Source organism: Achromobacter sp. K91 (assembly GCF_003576205.1).
In the GTDB taxonomy this organism is placed as follows: Bacteria; Pseudomonadota; Gammaproteobacteria; order Burkholderiales; family Burkholderiaceae_B; genus Achromobacter; species Achromobacter aegrifaciens.
Genome location: NZ_QWFB01000061.1, coordinates 1 through 16,682 on the forward strand (window position 1 = coordinate 1; position 16,682 = coordinate 16,682).

General features: G+C 66.2%; 15 protein-coding genes. 5 read left to right on the forward strand and 10 right to left on the reverse strand.

Translation table 11 applies throughout. The annotated features are described in order from the left end of the window. Positions 1-160: 160 nt before the first annotated feature. The 10 genes from DXK93_RS28240 to DXK93_RS28285 all read right to left on the reverse strand — a co-directional run bounded on the left by DXK93_RS28240 (position 161) and on the right by DXK93_RS28285 (position 11,565). Positions 161-2,737, reverse strand: coding sequence for an EAL domain-containing protein (locus DXK93_RS28240; RefSeq protein WP_054459221.1), 2,577 nt, complete (start codon positions 2,735-2,737; stop codon positions 161-163). A 35-nt stretch (positions 2,738-2,772) separates the two neighbouring features. Further along, positions 2,773-3,573, reverse strand: coding sequence for a biofilm regulation diguanylate cyclase SiaD (gene siaD / locus DXK93_RS28245; RefSeq protein ID WP_054459223.1), 801 nt, complete (start codon positions 3,571-3,573; stop codon positions 2,773-2,775). Beyond that, positions 3,570-3,947: a biofilm regulation phosphoprotein SiaC gene (gene siaC, locus DXK93_RS28250; RefSeq protein ID WP_054459225.1), complete on the reverse strand. Its 378-nt coding sequence runs from the start codon at positions 3,945-3,947 to the stop codon at positions 3,570-3,572. Before siaC ends, siaD begins: the two co-directional genes overlap by 4 nt. Positions 3,948-3,983: 36 nt before the next feature. Next, positions 3,984-4,523 carry a biofilm regulation protein kinase SiaB gene (siaB, locus tag DXK93_RS28255; protein ID WP_054459227.1) on the reverse strand — a complete coding sequence of 180 codons (540 nt, stop codon included), beginning with the start codon at positions 4,521-4,523 and terminating at the stop codon, positions 3,984-3,986. A 23-nt stretch (positions 4,524-4,546) separates the two neighbouring features. After that, on the reverse strand, positions 4,547-6,529 hold the full coding sequence (gene siaA / locus DXK93_RS28260) for a biofilm regulation protein phosphatase SiaA (RefSeq protein ID WP_199728345.1): 1,983 nt from the start codon (positions 6,527-6,529) through the stop codon (positions 4,547-4,549). A 308-nt stretch (positions 6,530-6,837) separates the two neighbouring features. Further along, positions 6,838-7,542, reverse strand: a complete 705-nt coding sequence (locus DXK93_RS28265; RefSeq protein ID WP_054459295.1) for an ABC transporter ATP-binding protein — start codon at positions 7,540-7,542, stop codon at positions 6,838-6,840. Next, a complete protein-coding gene (locus tag DXK93_RS28270; RefSeq protein WP_054459230.1) occupies positions 7,542-8,309 on the reverse strand; it encodes an ABC transporter ATP-binding protein in 768 nt (255 codons plus the stop codon). The genes DXK93_RS28265 and DXK93_RS28270 overlap by 1 nt, the downstream gene beginning before the upstream one ends. Next, positions 8,306-9,271, reverse strand: a complete 966-nt coding sequence (locus tag DXK93_RS28275) for a branched-chain amino acid ABC transporter permease (protein ID WP_054459232.1) — start codon at positions 9,269-9,271, stop codon at positions 8,306-8,308. The genes DXK93_RS28270 and DXK93_RS28275 overlap by 4 nt, the downstream gene beginning before the upstream one ends. A gap of 2 nt (positions 9,272-9,273) precedes the next feature. After that, entirely contained in the window at positions 9,274-10,194 is a 921-nt protein-coding gene (locus tag DXK93_RS28280; RefSeq protein ID WP_119451843.1) for a branched-chain amino acid ABC transporter permease, read from the reverse strand. Between the two features lie 207 nt (positions 10,195-10,401). Then, the gene (locus DXK93_RS28285) at positions 10,402-11,565 is read right to left on the reverse strand and encodes an ABC transporter substrate-binding protein (protein WP_054459234.1); all 1,164 of its coding nucleotides are present in this window, start codon (positions 11,563-11,565) and stop codon (positions 10,402-10,404) included. A 359-nt stretch (positions 11,566-11,924) separates the two neighbouring features. On the opposite strand from DXK93_RS28285, the gene DXK93_RS28295 reads away from it, so the two are divergent. The 5 genes from DXK93_RS28295 (at position 11,925) to DXK93_RS28315 (ending at position 16,664) form a co-directional block, all read left to right on the forward strand. Further along, entirely contained in the window at positions 11,925-12,419 is a 495-nt protein-coding gene (locus DXK93_RS28295) for a MarR family winged helix-turn-helix transcriptional regulator (RefSeq protein ID WP_119451844.1), read from the forward strand. A 50-nt stretch (positions 12,420-12,469) separates the two neighbouring features. Beyond that, entirely contained in the window at positions 12,470-13,492 is a 1,023-nt protein-coding gene (locus DXK93_RS28300) for a hypothetical protein (protein WP_054459241.1), read from the forward strand. A 99-nt stretch (positions 13,493-13,591) separates the two neighbouring features. Further along, complete coding sequence (gene argJ / locus DXK93_RS28305) at positions 13,592-14,818, forward strand: bifunctional glutamate N-acetyltransferase/amino-acid acetyltransferase ArgJ (RefSeq protein WP_054459243.1); 1,227 nt, start codon at positions 13,592-13,594, stop codon at positions 14,816-14,818. A gap of 24 nt (positions 14,819-14,842) precedes the next feature. Further along, positions 14,843-15,709, forward strand: coding sequence for an ATP-binding protein (locus tag DXK93_RS28310; RefSeq protein WP_054459246.1), 867 nt, complete (start codon positions 14,843-14,845; stop codon positions 15,707-15,709). Continuing rightward, entirely contained in the window at positions 15,702-16,664 is a 963-nt protein-coding gene (locus DXK93_RS28315) for a Nudix family hydrolase (protein ID WP_119451845.1), read from the forward strand. Before DXK93_RS28310 ends, DXK93_RS28315 begins: the two co-directional genes overlap by 8 nt. Positions 16,665-16,682 lie beyond the last annotated feature (18 nt).

The window sequence follows — 16,682 nt, forward strand, 5'->3', positions numbered from 1 at the left end:
AGATGTGTATAAGAGACAGAGTCCGGAGCGAACGCTCCGGACCGCAATCGTTGCCCCGCGTCCCGCCGGCCCCCGACGCGACTGGCGTCTTAAGAACCAACAGAAGCCACAGAAGCAGCAGCAGCAGCAGCAGCAGCAGCAACAAAAGCAACCAGAAAACCTACGGCCGCCCCCGCAGCCACTCCTCAAGATCAGCAGCCGGCAACGGCGGCGAAAACAAGAACCCCTGCCCCGCCGCACACCCCTGCTCGATCAAAAACCGCCGCTGCTCTTCGTTCTCGACGCCTTCAGCCACCACAGGCAGGCTCAGGCTCTCGCCGATACGAATCACAGCGCTGGTCAACGCCCGAGCCGCGTCATCGCTCTCCAGCCCCTGCACGAAACTGCGATCCAGCTTCAGTTCATCCACGATCAGTCGCCGCAAATGCCCCAGGCTGGAATAGCCAGTCCCGAAATCGTCCATCGACAACCGCACCCCCAAGCGATGCAGCTCGGCGATCGTCCGCAACGTACCCGCCGTCGCATCCAGCACCACGCCTTCCGTGATCTCCAGCATCAGATCCGCCGCCGCCAGCCCGAACTCGGCCAGCGTCGCCTCGATCAACCGCGGCAGATTCAGATTGTGGAAATTCGTCGCCGACAGGTTCACCGACACCGACGGCACCCGCAGGCCCTTCGCCCGCCAGACCGCCAACTGCGAACAAGCCTCGTGCACCGCCCAGTCGCCCAGGTCGCCGATCAACCCGCATTCCTCGGCCAGCGGCACAAAGCGCGCCGGCGAGATATCGCCCAGCGTCGGATGACGCCAGCGCGCCAGCGCCTCGACCCCGTACAGCTGCCCGTTCTTCAGCCCCACCTGCGGTTGATAGTGCAGCCGCAAAGCCTTCGCCTCCAGCGCATCGCGCAAGGCGGCCTCCAGCGCCAGGCGCTCCTGCGCCTGCCGGTTCATCTCGGCGCTGAAGAAAGAGATGCGGTTGCGCCCCGCCGTCTTGGCCTGGTACATCGCCATGTCGGCATGGCGCAGCAGCGTATCCATGTCGCGCCCGTTCTCCGGGAACACGCTGATGCCGATGCTGACCGAGGGATTGAGCGTGATGCCGCCCACCGAGAACGGCTGAGCCAAGGCGACCAGCACATGCTCCGCCGCCGTCGTCAGTCGACCGTGCTCAAAGTCCGGCATCAGCATCACGAACTCGTCGCCCGACAAGCGGCCCACGATGTCGGTCGCGCGCGCCAGGCGGCGCAAGCGCTGCGCCACGTCGCGCAGCAACGCATCGCCTATGGGATGGCCCAGCGTATCGTTGACCTGCTTGAAGCGATCCAGGTCCAGGAACAGAATGGCGACACGCTTGCGCTCGGGTTCAGCGCGCGCGATGGCCTGCTCGGCCTGCGCCAGCAGCAGGTTGCGGTTGGGCAAGCCGGTCAGTTCGTCATAGAACGCCAACTGGCGGATACGCGCGCGGGCCTCCTCGCGCTCCAGCGCCAGCGCGCACAAGTACACGCACACGTCCACCAGCCGGTGATGGAAATCGTCGGGCAGACGCCGCTCCCGGAAATAAAAACCGAAGGTGCCTATGACCCGGCCATCGCTGGACTTGATCGGCGACGACCAGCAGGCCTTCACGTCGTCCGGCAGCGGCAGGTGGCGATAGTCGTCCCACAGCGGATCGGTGGAGATGTCCGGCACGATCACCGGCCGGCCCAGGAAGGCAGAGGTACCGCAAGCGCCCGCCTGCGGCCCGATGGCCACGCCGTCCAAAGCGTCGGTGTAGGCTTGCGGCAGGCTGGGCGCGGCCAGCGGCCGCAGCAGCCCGGCATCGTCCACCCGCAGGACGCTGGCCGCGACTTCGGGCGCCAGACGTTCGACCTCGCGGCACACCATGTTCATGACCTCGACCACCGAGGCCTCATTGACCATGGCTTGCAGCACGCGGCGCTGCAAGACTTCGTGCACCTTGGTGGGCGTGATGTCCGTCAGCACGTCCACGATATTGACCAGGGCGCCGCGTTCGTCGAACACGGAGTTGGCCATCACCGACACCCACAGCGGGCGGCCGGCGCGATCGTAGACCAGCACGTCCTTGTGGTAGCCCTCGCGGCAGGCGATGCGGCGGCCCAGCTCTTCGCGCGTGCCGCCGTCCGGCCTGCCGCCGGCCAGCAGTTCGCCCAGCTCCTGGTTGACGGCGTCGCCGCGGGAAAAGCCCAGCATGCGCTGGAAGCCGTCGTTCACGTAGAGGATGCGGCCGTCCTTGCCCGACACCGCGACGGCATTGCCGGTTTCGTTGATGCCCAGCAACAGGAGCCGGATCTCTTCCTGGCGGTCGGCATCCGCGATGGATTTGCGGGAGATGACGGAAATGCGTACGACATCGCCGGCTTCGCCGGCGATGGGCATGTAGGTGGCTTCGATCCAGACGAAGCCGCCGTCCTTCTTGCGATAGCGGCAGGTGCCGGTGAAGTGCTTGCCGCCCAGCAGCCTGGCCCAGACCTGCTCGCCGCCGACGATGCCCTTGCCTTCGTCCATGCTGTCGCAAAGCATGTCATGGCGCAGCTCCAGGGCCTCTTCGCGGGCATGGCCGACCAGGGCGAGAAAATTCGCGTTGGCGTTCAACAAGGAGCCAGCCGGATCAAAATCGAACAGCAGCAGCGCCCGATCCATGGACGCCAGATAGGTGGCGGAGTGCCACGCGGCGCCTTGAGGGCGCTCGTCGGTAACGCCTGGATAAGAATCAAGCATATGGGGCTCCATGCCGGATAACAGCTGATCCGGTTTCATCTGCGCTTCGGAAACCCGAGTTCGACGCGGTCGCGTCCGTCCTGCTTGGCCAGGTACAAGGCCTGGTCCGCACGGCTGAGCGTTTCAGAGAAGGTTTCTCCCAACTGGTGATATGCCATGCCTATGCTGACCGTCAATCTCAACACGCCATCCCCCACCGTGATTGCCAAGGCGCGCACCGCGCCAACCAGCCGGTCCATGACGCGCTGGGCGTCCTCGGGCTGGGTGCTGGGCAGCAGCACCAGGAATTCCTCGCCGCCCCAGCGGCCGCATAGATCGTATTCGCGCAAGTTGTCGCCCAATGCGCCGGCCAGCTCGACCAGCGCGCGGTCGCCTGTTTCATGGCCATAGCGGTCGTTGACCGACTTGAAATGATCCACGTCCAGCATCGCCACCACGAAGGTCGATCCGCCGCGAGACACGCGCAAGACCTCCTGCTTGATCATTTCCATCAAGGCGCGCCGGTTCAAGAGGCCGGTCAAGGGGTCGCGGTTGGAGGTTTCCTGCAATGCGGAGTTCAGGTCCCGCATCATGTTCTGGTAGTGGTCCGAGATGCGCGCGATGCGGGTCAGCCGGCGCAGTTGCCGGTCGAAACGGTCGCACAGGCCCAGCTCGCGTTCGTGCGCCATGCTCTGGTAGGCGTCCGACAGTTGGGTCACGCGCTCGATGCGCGCCATCTGTTCGGCCGTATGCCGCCAGAGCGCGTCCAGCGCTTCATGCAACGGATGGCCCTGATAGACCGGATCCGCCAGCAATTCGGCGATGCGCTTGTCCAGCTGGGCGGCGTCGGATTTCATTGGCGGCCGACAACGGAAAAGGGAAACGTGCAGTCTTCCTTGAATTCCTCGGCCAGTTCGCCGACGCGCTCATTGCGCATGTCGTAGAACCAGGTGACGCTGACCTCGCGGCCCTTGTTGTGGGCAGCCTCCAGCAGATCGAAGATGTCCATGACGGACTTGATGCTGCTGGTGTTCAGGTAGAGCAGTTCCAGCTCCAGCTTCAGGGGCGCGGCGCTGCTCAGCAGATAGGCTTCGACCCATTCGATGACGGGACCGAACAGCTCGAAGGAATTCTCGGGATAGGAGTCGCCGCGCATCGCCAGCACGCCGGCAGCGGTGTCGGCGGTGATGGCGGGCGTGGACTGGGTCCCGGGAATGTTCAAATCGTTCATTAGTTGCTCCAAATATATTCTTGGCCCGGCACGCCTTCAGATCACGACGCTCAGGCTGAAGAAGGCCTGCCCGGGCGCTGCGGCGGGCGTCAGGCTGGCCTCCAGCGGCGCGCCAGCGCGGCGGGCGATATCGATCAGCCCCAGGCCGGCGCCCGAGGCGACGCCCTGGGCGCGCGGCTTGTGCAGCTGCGCCTTGTACTCGGCCTTCAGCGCCGCCTTGTCCAGCGCGGCCAGTTCCTGGATGCGGGCGACCAGCGCCTCGCCGTCCTCCGCCTTGACCAGGTTGCCCGCCGACACCACGTAGCGGCTTTCATCGCGGCGGCCGATCACCACGGTGGCCGAGGCGTCCAGGTCGTCATGCAGCGCGGCGTACTGGCGGATGTTCTGGATCATCTCTATGTAGACGGAGAAAACGTCCATGGCCTCGGCCGGCCGCGCGTGCTCCGCGTTCAGATAGTTCTTGAGCGCATTGCCGATTTCCTCGATCAGGCTGCGGGAAGTCGGTCCGTTGAAGCACAACAGAGTGCGATTCTGGTTGAACCGTTCGCCCAATGCGTAAAGATCGGAGGCATTCATGGGGGTAACCGCCCTGATAACGTTTATTCGAAACGGAACGACAGCAAGGTGATGTCATCACGCTGCGGCCGCCCGCCTTGGTACTCTGCCAGCGCCTGGGTAAAGGCGGCCGCCTGTTCGGTTAACGGCCGGCGCGCGTGCGTCTTGAGCATTTCCGCGAACCGGGTATTGCCAAAGCCAAAGCCGTGTTCGCCTCCCGCCTGGTCCAGGAACCCGTCCGTGACCAGGTAGTAGGTCCAGCCGGACTCCATCCGCAGTTCGATGTTTTCGTAGGTCTCGGTGCGCTTGTCGCCCAGCGCCCGCTTGCCGCCGGGCACCTCGCGCAGTTCCTCGCCGTTGCTCGCGTACAGGCTGATCTTGGCGCCCGCATAGCGCAACCGGCCGCCCTGGCGGTCAATATAAACCAGGGCCGCATCCGTGTTCGTGGCCAGCGCACGGGGCAATTGCGCGTCGGCAAGCATGGCGCGGATGGCGTTGTCGGTGCGGGTCAGGATGGCGGCGGGGTCGGCCGGGCCGGCCTCGGTGATCGCCAGATCTATGGCGGCGCGGGCCAGCATGGTCATCAATGCGCCGGGCACGCCGTGGCCGGCGCAATCCATGATGCCCAGCAGGCAGTTGGCGCCGTCGGAGCGGAATACGTAGAAGTCGCCGCCCACCACGTCGCGCGGCTTCCACAGCACGAAATGGTGCGCGCCCAGGGACTGGGTAAGCTGGCGATCCGGCAGAATGGCGCGCTGGATCAGGCTGGCGTAATCGATGGAGTCGTCGATTTTCTTGTGCGCGGCGGCCATGGCGCGATTGGCGTCCTCGAGTTCGGAGGTGCGCTCGCGCACCTTGGTTTCGAGTTCAGCCGTGTGCTGGCGCACCTTGTCCGCCATCACGCCGAAGGCGCGGCTGAGGTCGCCGATTTCGTCCTGGCCGCCCGGAGGCAGGCGCACGTCGTAGCTGCCGTCGGCGATGGCGCGCGCCGACTGCTGCAGGCGGCGCAAGGGGCGCAGCATCAGGCGCTCGATGGCGTAGCCGAAGCACAGCAACATGGCCGCGAACAGCACCACCAGGCCGATCGCCGCGGGCCAGAGCCAATCCGTGTCCAGTACCCGGGCCGCGCCCAGGTCCACCACCGTCAGCACGTGCCAGTGCAGTTCCGGCATGTAGGCTACGGACACCAGCTGCCGGATGCCGTCCATCTTGACCCAGGCGGATTGCACCGACTGCGGGTCGGTCCGCGCCGCCTTCATGGCCGCGGCCAGCTCGGCGCGGCCCTCGCCGCCGTCCAGCAGGTTGAACACCGTGCCGCGGGCAGCGCCGCCCGCGCCCGAGTTGTAGGCAATGAGCGAGGCGTCCATGTGGGCCTGGATCGCGCCTTCCTCGTCGACGATGATCGGCGTGACCCCGGGCTGGCCGCTGTTGACGAATTCACGCAGGAATCCGCCTACGTCCAGACCGGAACCGGTCAGGCCGATGACCCGGTCGCCGTCGCGCACCTGGACGTTGATCCAGACCTTGGTGGTCTTGAGCTTCAGGTCCGGGTTGACGTTGATGTTGTATTTGGCGGGAGACGCCAGCGTCAGGTAGAACCAGGCGTCGTCGGCCGCGCTTTTGCTCAGCGTGTAGCGCGGCGTCTCGGACAGGGGCTGGTCGTCGTTGAAGTAATAATTGCCCGAGGCGGCGCTGGCGATGAAGTAGGCGCGTCCCAGCAGATCGCGGCGGTAGCCGTCGGCTTCGCGAAAGAACAGCTCGCGCGCGGCCGGATCGCTTTCGTGCCGCAGCCAGCGGCGAGTGACCTCGCTATCCGCCAACCGCTGCGACAGGGCCAGTTCACGGGACACCGGCGCCAGGATGCGCTGGCGGTTCAATTGCGTGAAGTTGTCGGAGAAAGCCCGTCCGAAGTGCTCCCTGACCCCGTCCAGCACCTGCCAGCCGATCAGGGCCGCCGGCGCCAGGGCAACCAGGCACGCCAGCAACAGCGCCATCAACGATTTTCTGCGCAAACCCCATTTCGCCATGCAAAGTCTTCCTTACTGCCTGATAAGACGTAACGTGCGTGAAGGGGACGCATGGGCAGACTTTCGTTGTGTAACGATGTTTCGCCGCGCGCTTGCCCCGCTTGTCCAGCCATGAGCCTGTTGCAGGCGTACCCTCGAGGCACGTCCGGCGCGACAAGTGTAGAGAACAGTGGATCCAATTGAAACAGGAGCAAACGCTTGTAAGACGCTCGGGCGTCCTAAGTTGCACTACTGCAATGTAAATATCGATTTATTGCTTTTTATTTCACGACCGGCAGCGTTTGCCTGTTTACATTGCAGCTTTCTTGCTACACGCCCAGATAGCGCTCCCAGAGGCCGCGATCGGCGTCCAGGGCCTGGGAGTCCCCGGTCCACACCACCTTGCCGCGCTCCAGGATCACGTGGCGGTCCGCCAGGCTCAGCAGCCGTTCGACGTATTTGTCGATGACCAGGATGGTCTGCCCGGCCTGGCGCAGGCGCGCCAGGCAATTCCAGATTTCCTCGCGGATCTTCGGCGCCAGGCCTTCGGTGGCCTCGTCCAGGATCAGCAGCCGCGGATTGGTGACCAGCGCCCGGCCGATGGCCAGCATCTGCTGTTCGCCGCCCGAGAGCTGATTGCCCATGTTGCGGGCGCGTTCGTGCAGGCGCGGAAACAATTCAAAGACGCGCTCGGGCGTCCAGGGTTCGCCGATGTCCGGGTTGCGGGAGGCGACGAAGGCTGTCAGGTGTTCGCGCACCGTCAGATTCGGGAAGCACTGCCGCCCTTCCGGCACGATGGCCATGCCGACCCGCGCGATGCGGTCCGGACTCCAGCCGCTGATGTCCTGGCCCGCGAACTGGATCTTGCCGCCGCGCAGGGGCAACTGGCCGAGCAAGGTGCGCAGCAGCGTGGTCTTGCCCATGCCATTGCGGCCCAGCAAGGTCACGACCTGGCCCGCGCCGATTTGCAGGTCCACGCCGAACAGCACCTGGCTGGCGCCGTAACCGCTCTTGGCGGATTCGATGGTCAGCATCATGCGGTCTCCTCGTCGCCCAGGTAGGCTTGCCGCACTTCCGGGTTGGCGCGGATTTCGTCGGGGGTGCCGGTCGCGATGACGCGGCCGTAGACCAGCACCGACAGGCGGTCGGCCAGGCGGAACACCGCCTGCATGTCGTGTTCGACCAGCAGCATGGCGGCTCGGCCCCGCATCGATTCGATCAATTCGGTCAGGCGCACGGTTTCGTCGGGCCCCATGCCCGCCATGGGTTCGTCCAGCAGCAGGACGGCAGGCCGTGCGGCCAGGGCCAGCGCGAATTCGACCTTGCGCTGTTCGCCGTGCGGCAGGGTGCCGGCCGGGCGTTCCAGCAGGCTGGCGTCGATGGCGCATTCCCGGGCCAGCTCGCGCGCCTGCTCGTACAGGGCCGATTCGGCGGCGCGCGGCTTCCAGAAGCGGAAGCTGCTGCCGGCATGCGCCTGCACCGCCAGCACCAGGTTGTCCAGCACGGAGGATTGCTTGAAGATATTGGTGATCTGGTACGACCGCGACAGCCCGGCAGCCACTCGCTGATGGGCGTTCATGCTGGTGACGTCGCGTCCGCCTACCGTCAGCTTGCCCGAGTCAGCCGTCAACGTGCCGGACAGCAGATGGATCAGCGTCGACTTGCCCGCGCCATTGGGGCCGATGAGGGCATGGATCTCGCCCGGGTTCAGGGACAGCGACACATTGTCGGTGGCGACCAGCGCGCCGAAGCGGCGCACCAGTCCCGTGGCCTGCAGGGCCGGCGTTACAGCTGCGTTCATGATCCCGCCTTGCCGGATTGGGTGGCAGCGGCGCGGCCGCTGAACAAGGGGCCGAACAGCCCGACCAGACCGCGCGGCGCGCCGAACACCACGCACAGCAGCAGCACGCCCAGGGGCAGGTGCCAATATTCGGTCCACAGGCGCAGCACTTCCTCCAGGGTCAGCATGACCACGGCGCCCGCCACGCCGCCATAGCGCAGGCCGATGCCGCCCACCAGCACCATAATCAGCAGGTTGGCCGACTGGGTCCAGTGCATCAGGCTGGGCGAGATGAAGAGATTATGGTTGGCCAGCAGCGCGCCCGCCAGGCCGGCCACCGCGCCGCTCAGCGTGAAGGCCATCAGCTTGATGCGATAGACCGGATAACCCATGGATTCCATGCGCGATTCGTTTTCGCGTATGCCTTGCAGGGCGGTGCCAAAGCGCGAGGTCACCACGCGGCCGAACACCCACATGATCAGCGCGAACAGCGCCAGCACCAGGTAATAGAAGCTGACGTCATTGGCCAGGTCGATGCCCGGCAGGCTGGAGTAGCCCGGCAGGTTCAGCCCGTCCTCGCCGCCGTACTGCCGCAGCGAGATGAAGATGTAGAACAGCATCTGCGCGAAGGCCAGCGTGATCATGATGAAGTACACGCCGCGGGTGCGCAGCGAGATCGCCCCCGTGATGCAGGCCAGCACCGCCGCCAGCAGCATGGCCACGGGCCAGACGATCAGGGCGGACGTCACGCCCGACATGGCCAGGATGCCGACCGCGTACGCGCCCGCGCCGAAGAACGCCGCGTGTCCCAGCGCCACCATGCCGCCATAGCCCAGGATCAGGTTCAGGCTGGTCGCGGCCAGCGCATAGATCAGCACGCGCCGCACGAAGGAAATGTAAAAGTCCAGGCCCAACGCCGGCGCGACCAGGGGGAATACGGCCAGCGCGGCCAGCAGGACCACGGTCCAGATCATGGATTTCATGCTCAACCCCGCGCCGGAAACAAGCCGGAGGGCCGGAACACCAGCACTGCCGCCATCAATACATAAATGGCAATGGCGGCCAGCGTCGGTCCGACGCTGGAGGCCACGGCCGGGGAAAAGACCTGGCGCAGCAGCATGGGCAGGAAGGCCCGCCCCGCCGTATCCACCATGCCCACCAACAGCGCGCCGACAAAGGCGCCGCGAATCGATCCGATCCCGCCGATCACGATGCATACCAGCACCAGGATCAGGATTTCCTCGCCCATGCCCACCTGTACCGACGTGATCGGGCCGAGCAAGGCGCCGGCCACGGCGGCCAGCATGGCGCCCAGCACGAACACGCCCAGGAACAGCAGCGGCACGCGCACGCCCATCAGGGTGGCCATCTGGCGGTTGGACGCCCCTGCCCGCACCAGCACGCCCGCACGGGTGCGCGTCACGAACCAGTACAGGCCCGCGGCGGCGGCCACACCGAACACGATGATCATCAGGCGGTAGGCGGGATAGAGCAGATCGGGCAGCAGCCGGACCGGGCCGGACAGCGCGGCCGGCATGTTCAGCATGACGGGGGCCGGCCCCCAGATCATCTTGACCAGATCGTTGGCGATGAGGATGACGGCATAGGTGCCCAGCACCTGGGCCAGGTGGTCGCGCAGCGCCAGGCGGCGGATCAGCGTGAGTTCCAGCACCACGCCGACGATGCCGGTGGCGACTGCCGCCACCAGGACGGCAGCGGTGAATGAACCTGCGCGCTGCATGGTTTCGGCGGCGACATAGGCGCCGGCCATGTAGAGCGAGCCGTGAGCCAGATTCATGATGTCCATGATGCCGAACACCAGGGTCAGCCCGGCCGCGATCAGAAACAACATCAACCCAAACTGCAGACCGTTCAGCAATTGCTCGACGATCAGCGTAAACGTCATGAAGACTTCCCCCTGCCGCGAAGTGCCGATGGCCTGGTTCGCGGCCTAATCAATAGAGCCATCTGATTGCGCATCGCGTCCGCGCACCAGGCACGACGCATGCTGCGGTGCCACCCGATCCAGATGCCGCGGAGCCGGCTTCGCCGGTCCGCAGGCATGCCCCCTTGAGGGGGAAGCGCGCAGCGCTTCGGGGGTGGGTCTTTCCCTCTACAGCTTACATTCGCCGACGTAGACGTCCTGGTACTTGTCGAACACCTTGCCCACCAGCTTGTTGGTAATGCGGCCGCTGCCGTCCTTGTCGACGACACGCAGGTAATAAGACTGGATGGGATAGTGGTTCTTGCCGTAAGTGAAGCTGCCGCGCACCGAGGGGTAGTCGGCTTTTTCAAGCGCGCGCACGATGGCTTCGCGGTCGGAGGCCTTGCCGCCGGCCTGCTTGACGGCAGCGTCCATGGCCATGATCACGTCGTAGGCCTGGGCAGCGTACACCGAGGGGTAGCGGCCGTTGTATTCCTTGCGGAAGGCTTCGACGAAGGCCTTGTTCTGCGGCACGTCCAGGTCATGCGCCCACTGCGCCGTGTTGTACATGCCCAGCATGGGTTCGCCCACGGCCTGGATCACGTCCTCGTCGGCCGAGAAGCCCGGGCCGATCAGCTTGACGCTTTGCGACAGGCCGGTCGAGACGAACTGCTTGACGAAGTTGATGCCCATGCCGCCCGGCAGGAAGATATAGACGGCGTCCGGCTTGGCGGCGCGGATCTGCGCCAACTCTGCGGCGTAGTCGATCTGGCCGAGCTTGGTGTAGACCTCGTCGCCCGGGGCGGTCTTGTAGCCGCGCTTGAAGCCGTTGAGCGCATCCTTGCCGGCCGGATAGTCCGGGGCCATGATGAACATCTTCTTGAAGCCGCGATCCGCCGCAACCTTGCCGGCCGCTTCGTGGAAGGCGTCGTTCTGGTAGGACGTGCCGAACCAGTACGCATTGCACTGCGCGCCGGCGAACTGGCTGGGGCCGGGGTTGTTCGACAGGTACGGCACCTTGGCCGCGAACAGCGCGGGGCCCACGGCCAGCGCCACGTTCGAGCCGATGGGGCCGGTGAAGAAATCGACCTTGTCGCGCTGGATGTAGCGCGTCACCAGTTGGCGGGCCTGGTCGGGGTTGCCGCCCATGTCGGTCTGCACGAATTCGGCGGGCTGCCCGCCCAGCTTGCTGCCCAGTTGCTTGATGGCCAGGTTGAAGCCGTCGCGGGCTTCGGCGCCCAGGGCGGAGAACGGACCGGAGATGTCGTTGGCGATGCCGACCTTGATGGTGTCGGCGCCGGCCAGTGCCGGCACCAGGGCGGCGGCGGCCAGAAGGGAAGTGATCAAACGCATGGTGGTGTGCTCCGTGCGCGAGCCCGCGCAGAGGGTGTTCTTTTTTGAAATCGCGATTCGAAAAACTTCGTGCAGCACAGCCAAGGCTGGCGTGCTTCATAGTTTAGGTTTAAAGTATTCGGCAAAACAAGTCTAGGGTTTTTACCAAAGGGTTTTTACTAATAAGCTACCGCCATGGTTACCCTCCACCCAAACTATGAACGCGCCGTGCCGGATACCCGGCGCGACGTTCGCGCGACAGTACCCGACATCCCGCCGATACTCAAGAAGCGCGCCGCCGGCAACGCCGCGGCCCGCCTGACGATCCTCGATCGACAGCATCTGGCGCCCGCCCCTCATTCCCGGTAATTTCCATAGCCATGACCGACACCCCCGACCTGGAATCCCGCGCAGCGCCCGACGATCACCATGCGCTGCGCCTGTGGCTGCGCATGCTGACCTGCGCCAATCTCGTCGAGAGCGAGATCCGCAGCCGCCTGCGCAATGAGTTCGACACGACCTTGCCGCGCTTTGACCTGATGGCGCAATTGCAGCGCGCGCCCAAGGGCATGAAGATGGGCGAACTGTCGCGCCACATGATGGTCACCAACGGCAATATCACCGGCATCACCGACCAGCTCGAAAAAGAAGGCCTGGTGGTGCGCACCAAGGTCGAATCCGACCGCCGCAGCTCGCTCATCAAACTTACGCCGCTGGGCAAGAAGAGCTTCTCCCGCATGGCCCGCGCCCACGAATCCTGGGTCAAGTCCATGTTCGGCGACCTGCCCGAAAGCACCCGCAACGCGCTGTTCCAGGCCCTGGGCGAACTCAAGCTGCACGTGGTGGCGACCCGCTCCGAATCCGCCAAGAACTGAACGCCCGCAGGCGCCCATGTCCGCCTGCGGATTGGCGCATAATTGCCGCCATGATTCCGGTTTCTCTTCCTGGCGGTAATTTCTACGTGCTGATGGCAGCTTCGCTGGCCTGCCTGGCCACGCTGCTGACCTGGCTGGCCGTGCTGGCCACCACGTCCAGCGCCCGGGAATGGCTTGGCGGCCACCGGCGTGGCGGCGCCGTCCTGATGGCCCTGCTTGCCATCGTCGGCGCCATCTTTCCCTATCAGCAGTTCAGCCTGTGGTTCTCGGCCCGGCAAAGCGCCCAGGCCGACGCCGACCGCAAGACCGTGCTGGCCCAGTCCACCCAATTGGCGGGAGTGGAGATGCCGGCCGGCACCGTGCTCAGCCTGGCCAAGCCAGGCGATCTGGCATCGTTCGATCTCGCCGTCTTCCCCGAAAGCCACCCCGCCTCCATCCAGGGCGTCGCGGCCACGCGCATGTTCCGCTACCCGGCCAGCAGCAAGCAGGCCGAGACCCTGTCGGTGGAGATCGCGCGCGACCAGGCGCAGGACGGCTGGCTGTGCGCGCATGGGCACCGCCTTGAATTCGTGCTGCACGATGGCCGCCCGCGCTTTGCCAGTTGCCATCTGGCCATAGGCAATACCCTGAACCAGCAGCCCGTGCCGCCCGGCGCCTGGCTGAAGGTCATCAATGGCGGCAGCGCCGCCGACGCGCCGCGCTGGCTGCTGCGCACCGAAGGCAGCGAGGCGCTGGAGGTGGGGCGCATGCCCATGCTGAAGGTGGACATGCAGCTGGACAGCCAGCGCCGCATGCTGGATTTCGAAGGCCTGCTGGCGCGCGAGACCGTACTGGGCGACATGACCTACCAGCCCGGCACCCGGGTGCTGGCCGCCAACCCCCGCCTGCCCGGCGCCCAGCCCGGCGACCTGCTGTTCTCGCCGTCGCGCGGACGTTCGGCGCGGCGCGCGGGCGGCGAGGACGTGCCGGCGGGCAAGTCGGTGCTGCAGTCCCCGGACGGCGCCGTGCGCAGCGTGCTGGGCAACCGCGAGGCCGGCGTGCTGGACGTCGCGGCCATGCGGATCGGCCCCTGACCGGACGCTGTCCCAATCCGGTGGGATAATACGAAGCTTTCCCCCGCGCGCCGCCTCGCCTGGCGGCGATTCCGTCCTGCTCATACATGAGACGAAGTCATGGCCGTTAATCTGCAGATCCCCTCCGAGTCCGAAATTTTTCCTGTTGCCGGCGTTGAAATCGGCGTTACCGAGGCCGGCATCCGCAAAGCCAACCGACGCGACCTGACCGTGTTCCGCTTCGCGCAGGGCACCAGCGTGGCCGGCGTGTTCACGCGCAACCGCTTCTGCGCCGCGCCGGTGCAGGTCTGCCAGGCCCACCTGGCCGCCGGCGGCCCGATCAGCGCGCTGGTCATCAACACCGGCAACGCCAACGCCGGCACCGGCGAAGAAGGCCTGCAAAAAGCCAAGGACACCTGCGCCGCGCTCGGCAAGCTGCTGGGCGTGCCCGCGGCCGAAGTCCTGCCCTTCTCCACCGGCGTCATCCTGGAGCCGCTGCCGCTGGACCGCCTGGTGGCCGGCCTGCCCGCCGCCATCGCCGACCTGGGCGCCGACCACTGGTTCAGCGCCGCCCACGGCATCATGACGACCGACACCCTGCCGAAGATCTCGTCCGCCAAGGTGCAGATCGACGGCAAGACCGTCACCTTCACCGGTATCAGCAAGGGCGCCGGCATGATCCGGCCCAACATGGCCACCATGCTGAGCTTCCTGGCGACCGACGCCGGCATCGCCCAGCCGCTGCTGTCCAAGCTGGCCGGCGAAATCGCCGACGCCTCGTTCAACCGCATCACGGTCGACGGCGACACCTCCACCAACGACTCCTTCATCATCGCCGCCACCGGCAAGTCGGGCGTCGAAGTGAACGCCGAATCCGATCCGGCCTACGCCGCCGTGCGCGCAGCCCTGACGGCCGCCGCGCTGGAACTGGCGACCAAGATCGTGCGCGACGCCGAAGGCGCCACCAAGTTCATGACCATCCGCGTCGAAGAGGCCGGTACCACCGAGGAAGCGCTGAAGGTGGCGTACGCCGTGGCCCACTCGCCGCTGGTCAAGACCGCCTTCTTCGCCTCGGACCCCAACCTGGGCCGCATCCTGGCCGCAGTGGGCTACGCCGGGATCGACGACCTGGACGTGTCCAACATCCGCCTGTGGCTGGACGATGTGCTGGTGGCCAAGGACGGCGGCCGTAACCCCGCCTACCAGGAAGCCGACGGCCAGCGCGTGATGAAGCAGGCCGAGATCCAGGTGCGCATCGCCCTGGGCCGCGGCCAGGTCAGCGACACGGTCTACACCTGCGACTTCTCGCACGAATACGTGTCGATCAACGCCGACTACCGCTCCTGATCCGAAACTTCCGGGACTTCAGACGTGACCGCAACCGAGTTCTCCACCCTTATCCAGCGCGCCGAGCGCGTGCTGGCGCAGCTGGAAGCCTGGCTTCCGCCCGCAACGCCCGAAATCGACTGGACCGCCCACGCCTACCGCTGGCGCAAGCGCGGCGCGCGCGGTTGGCTGGACGCCGTACGCCACGTCGCGCGCATCGACATGGCGGACCTGCAGCACATCGAGCGCCAGAAGGGCATCATCGATCGCAACACCCTGCAGTTCCTGGAAAAGAAGCCGGCCAACAACGTGCTCATGACCGGCGCCCGCGGCACTGGCAAGAGTTCGCTGGTCAAGGCCATGCTGGCCGCCTATGGCGACCGCGGGCTGCGCCTGATCGAAGTGGACAAGTCCGACCTCGGCGACCTGGCCGACATCGTCGAGCTGGTCGCCTCCCGTCCCGAACGCTTTATTGTGTTCTGCGACGACCTGTCGTTCGAGGAAGGCGAGGCCGGCTACAAGGCGCTGAAGTCGGTGCTGGACGGGTCGGTGTCGGCCTCGGGCGACAACGTGCTGATCTATGCAACGTCCAACCGGCGCCACCTGATGCCGGAATACATGAGCGAGAACCTGGCGGCCAAGCATCAGCCCGACGGCGAGATCCACCCCGGCGAAACCGTCGAGGAAAAGATCTCGCTGTCCGAACGCTTCGGCCTGTGGCTGTCGTTCTACCCCTTCAAGCAGGACGACTACCTGGACATCGTCTACCACTGGCTGCGCGAGCTGGGCTGCCCGGAAGCGCAGATCGAACCCTCGCGCACCGAGGCGCTGCAATGGACGATCGAGCGCGGCTCGCGTTCTGGCCGCGTGGCGTACCAGTTCGCGCGCGACTGGGCAGCCCGTCATGTCTGAAAAGATCGTCGACGTCGCCGCCGGCCTGATCCTGCGTCCGGACGGCATGCTGCTGCTGGGACAGCGCCCCGAAGGCAAGCCCTGGGCGGGCTGGTGGGAGCTGCCCGGCGGCAAGCTCGAACCCGGCGAAACCGTGCTGGAAGCCCTGGCGCGCGAACTGCAGGAAGAAATCGGCATCCGCGTCACGCAGTCGCGCCCCTGGGTCACCTACGTGCACGCCTACCCCCACACCACGGTGCGCCTGGCGTTCTGCCACGTCACCGGCTGGGAGGGCGAACCGCGCAGCCTGGAAAACCAGCGCCTGGAATGGGTCGCCCCTGCGCAGGCCGCATCGGTGGGAGATCTGTTGCCCGCCACCCTGCCCCCGCTGCGCTGGCTGCAGTTGCCCACGTCCTACGGCATCAGCTCCGTGGGTTCCCGTGCCGGCGTGGCCGCGTTCCTGGGCCGTCTGGAAGCGGCTCTGGCGCGCGGCGTCAAGCTGGTGCAACTGCGCGAACCGCAATGGCCGGACGGCGTGGCCTCGCCTTCGCTGCATGAAGTGCTGCAACAGGTGCAGAAGCGCTGCCGCGCCGCGGGCGCCCGGCTGCTGGTCAACAGCATCCATCCCGCCGCCTGGTGGCGCGAGGCCGACGGCGTGCATCTGCGCGCGGCCGATGCCGCCAAGCTCACGGCGCGCCCTGAACTCCCCGCGGGCGCGCTGGTCGGCGTGTCGGCCCACGACAACGCCCAGGTCGTCCACGCACGCGAACTCGGCGCCGACTTCGCGGTACTGGGTCCCGTGCTGGACACGCCCAGCCACCCCGGCGCGGCGACGCTGGGTTGGGAAGGCTTCGTCGCGGGCAATCGCGACGCCGGCATCCCGGTGTTCGCGCTGGGCGGCCAGTCCACCCAGACCGTATCGCAGGCGCTGCGCCACGGCGCGCACGGCATTGCAGGGATACGCGGCCTGATCTGAGCCGCGCGGCGGCTTTGC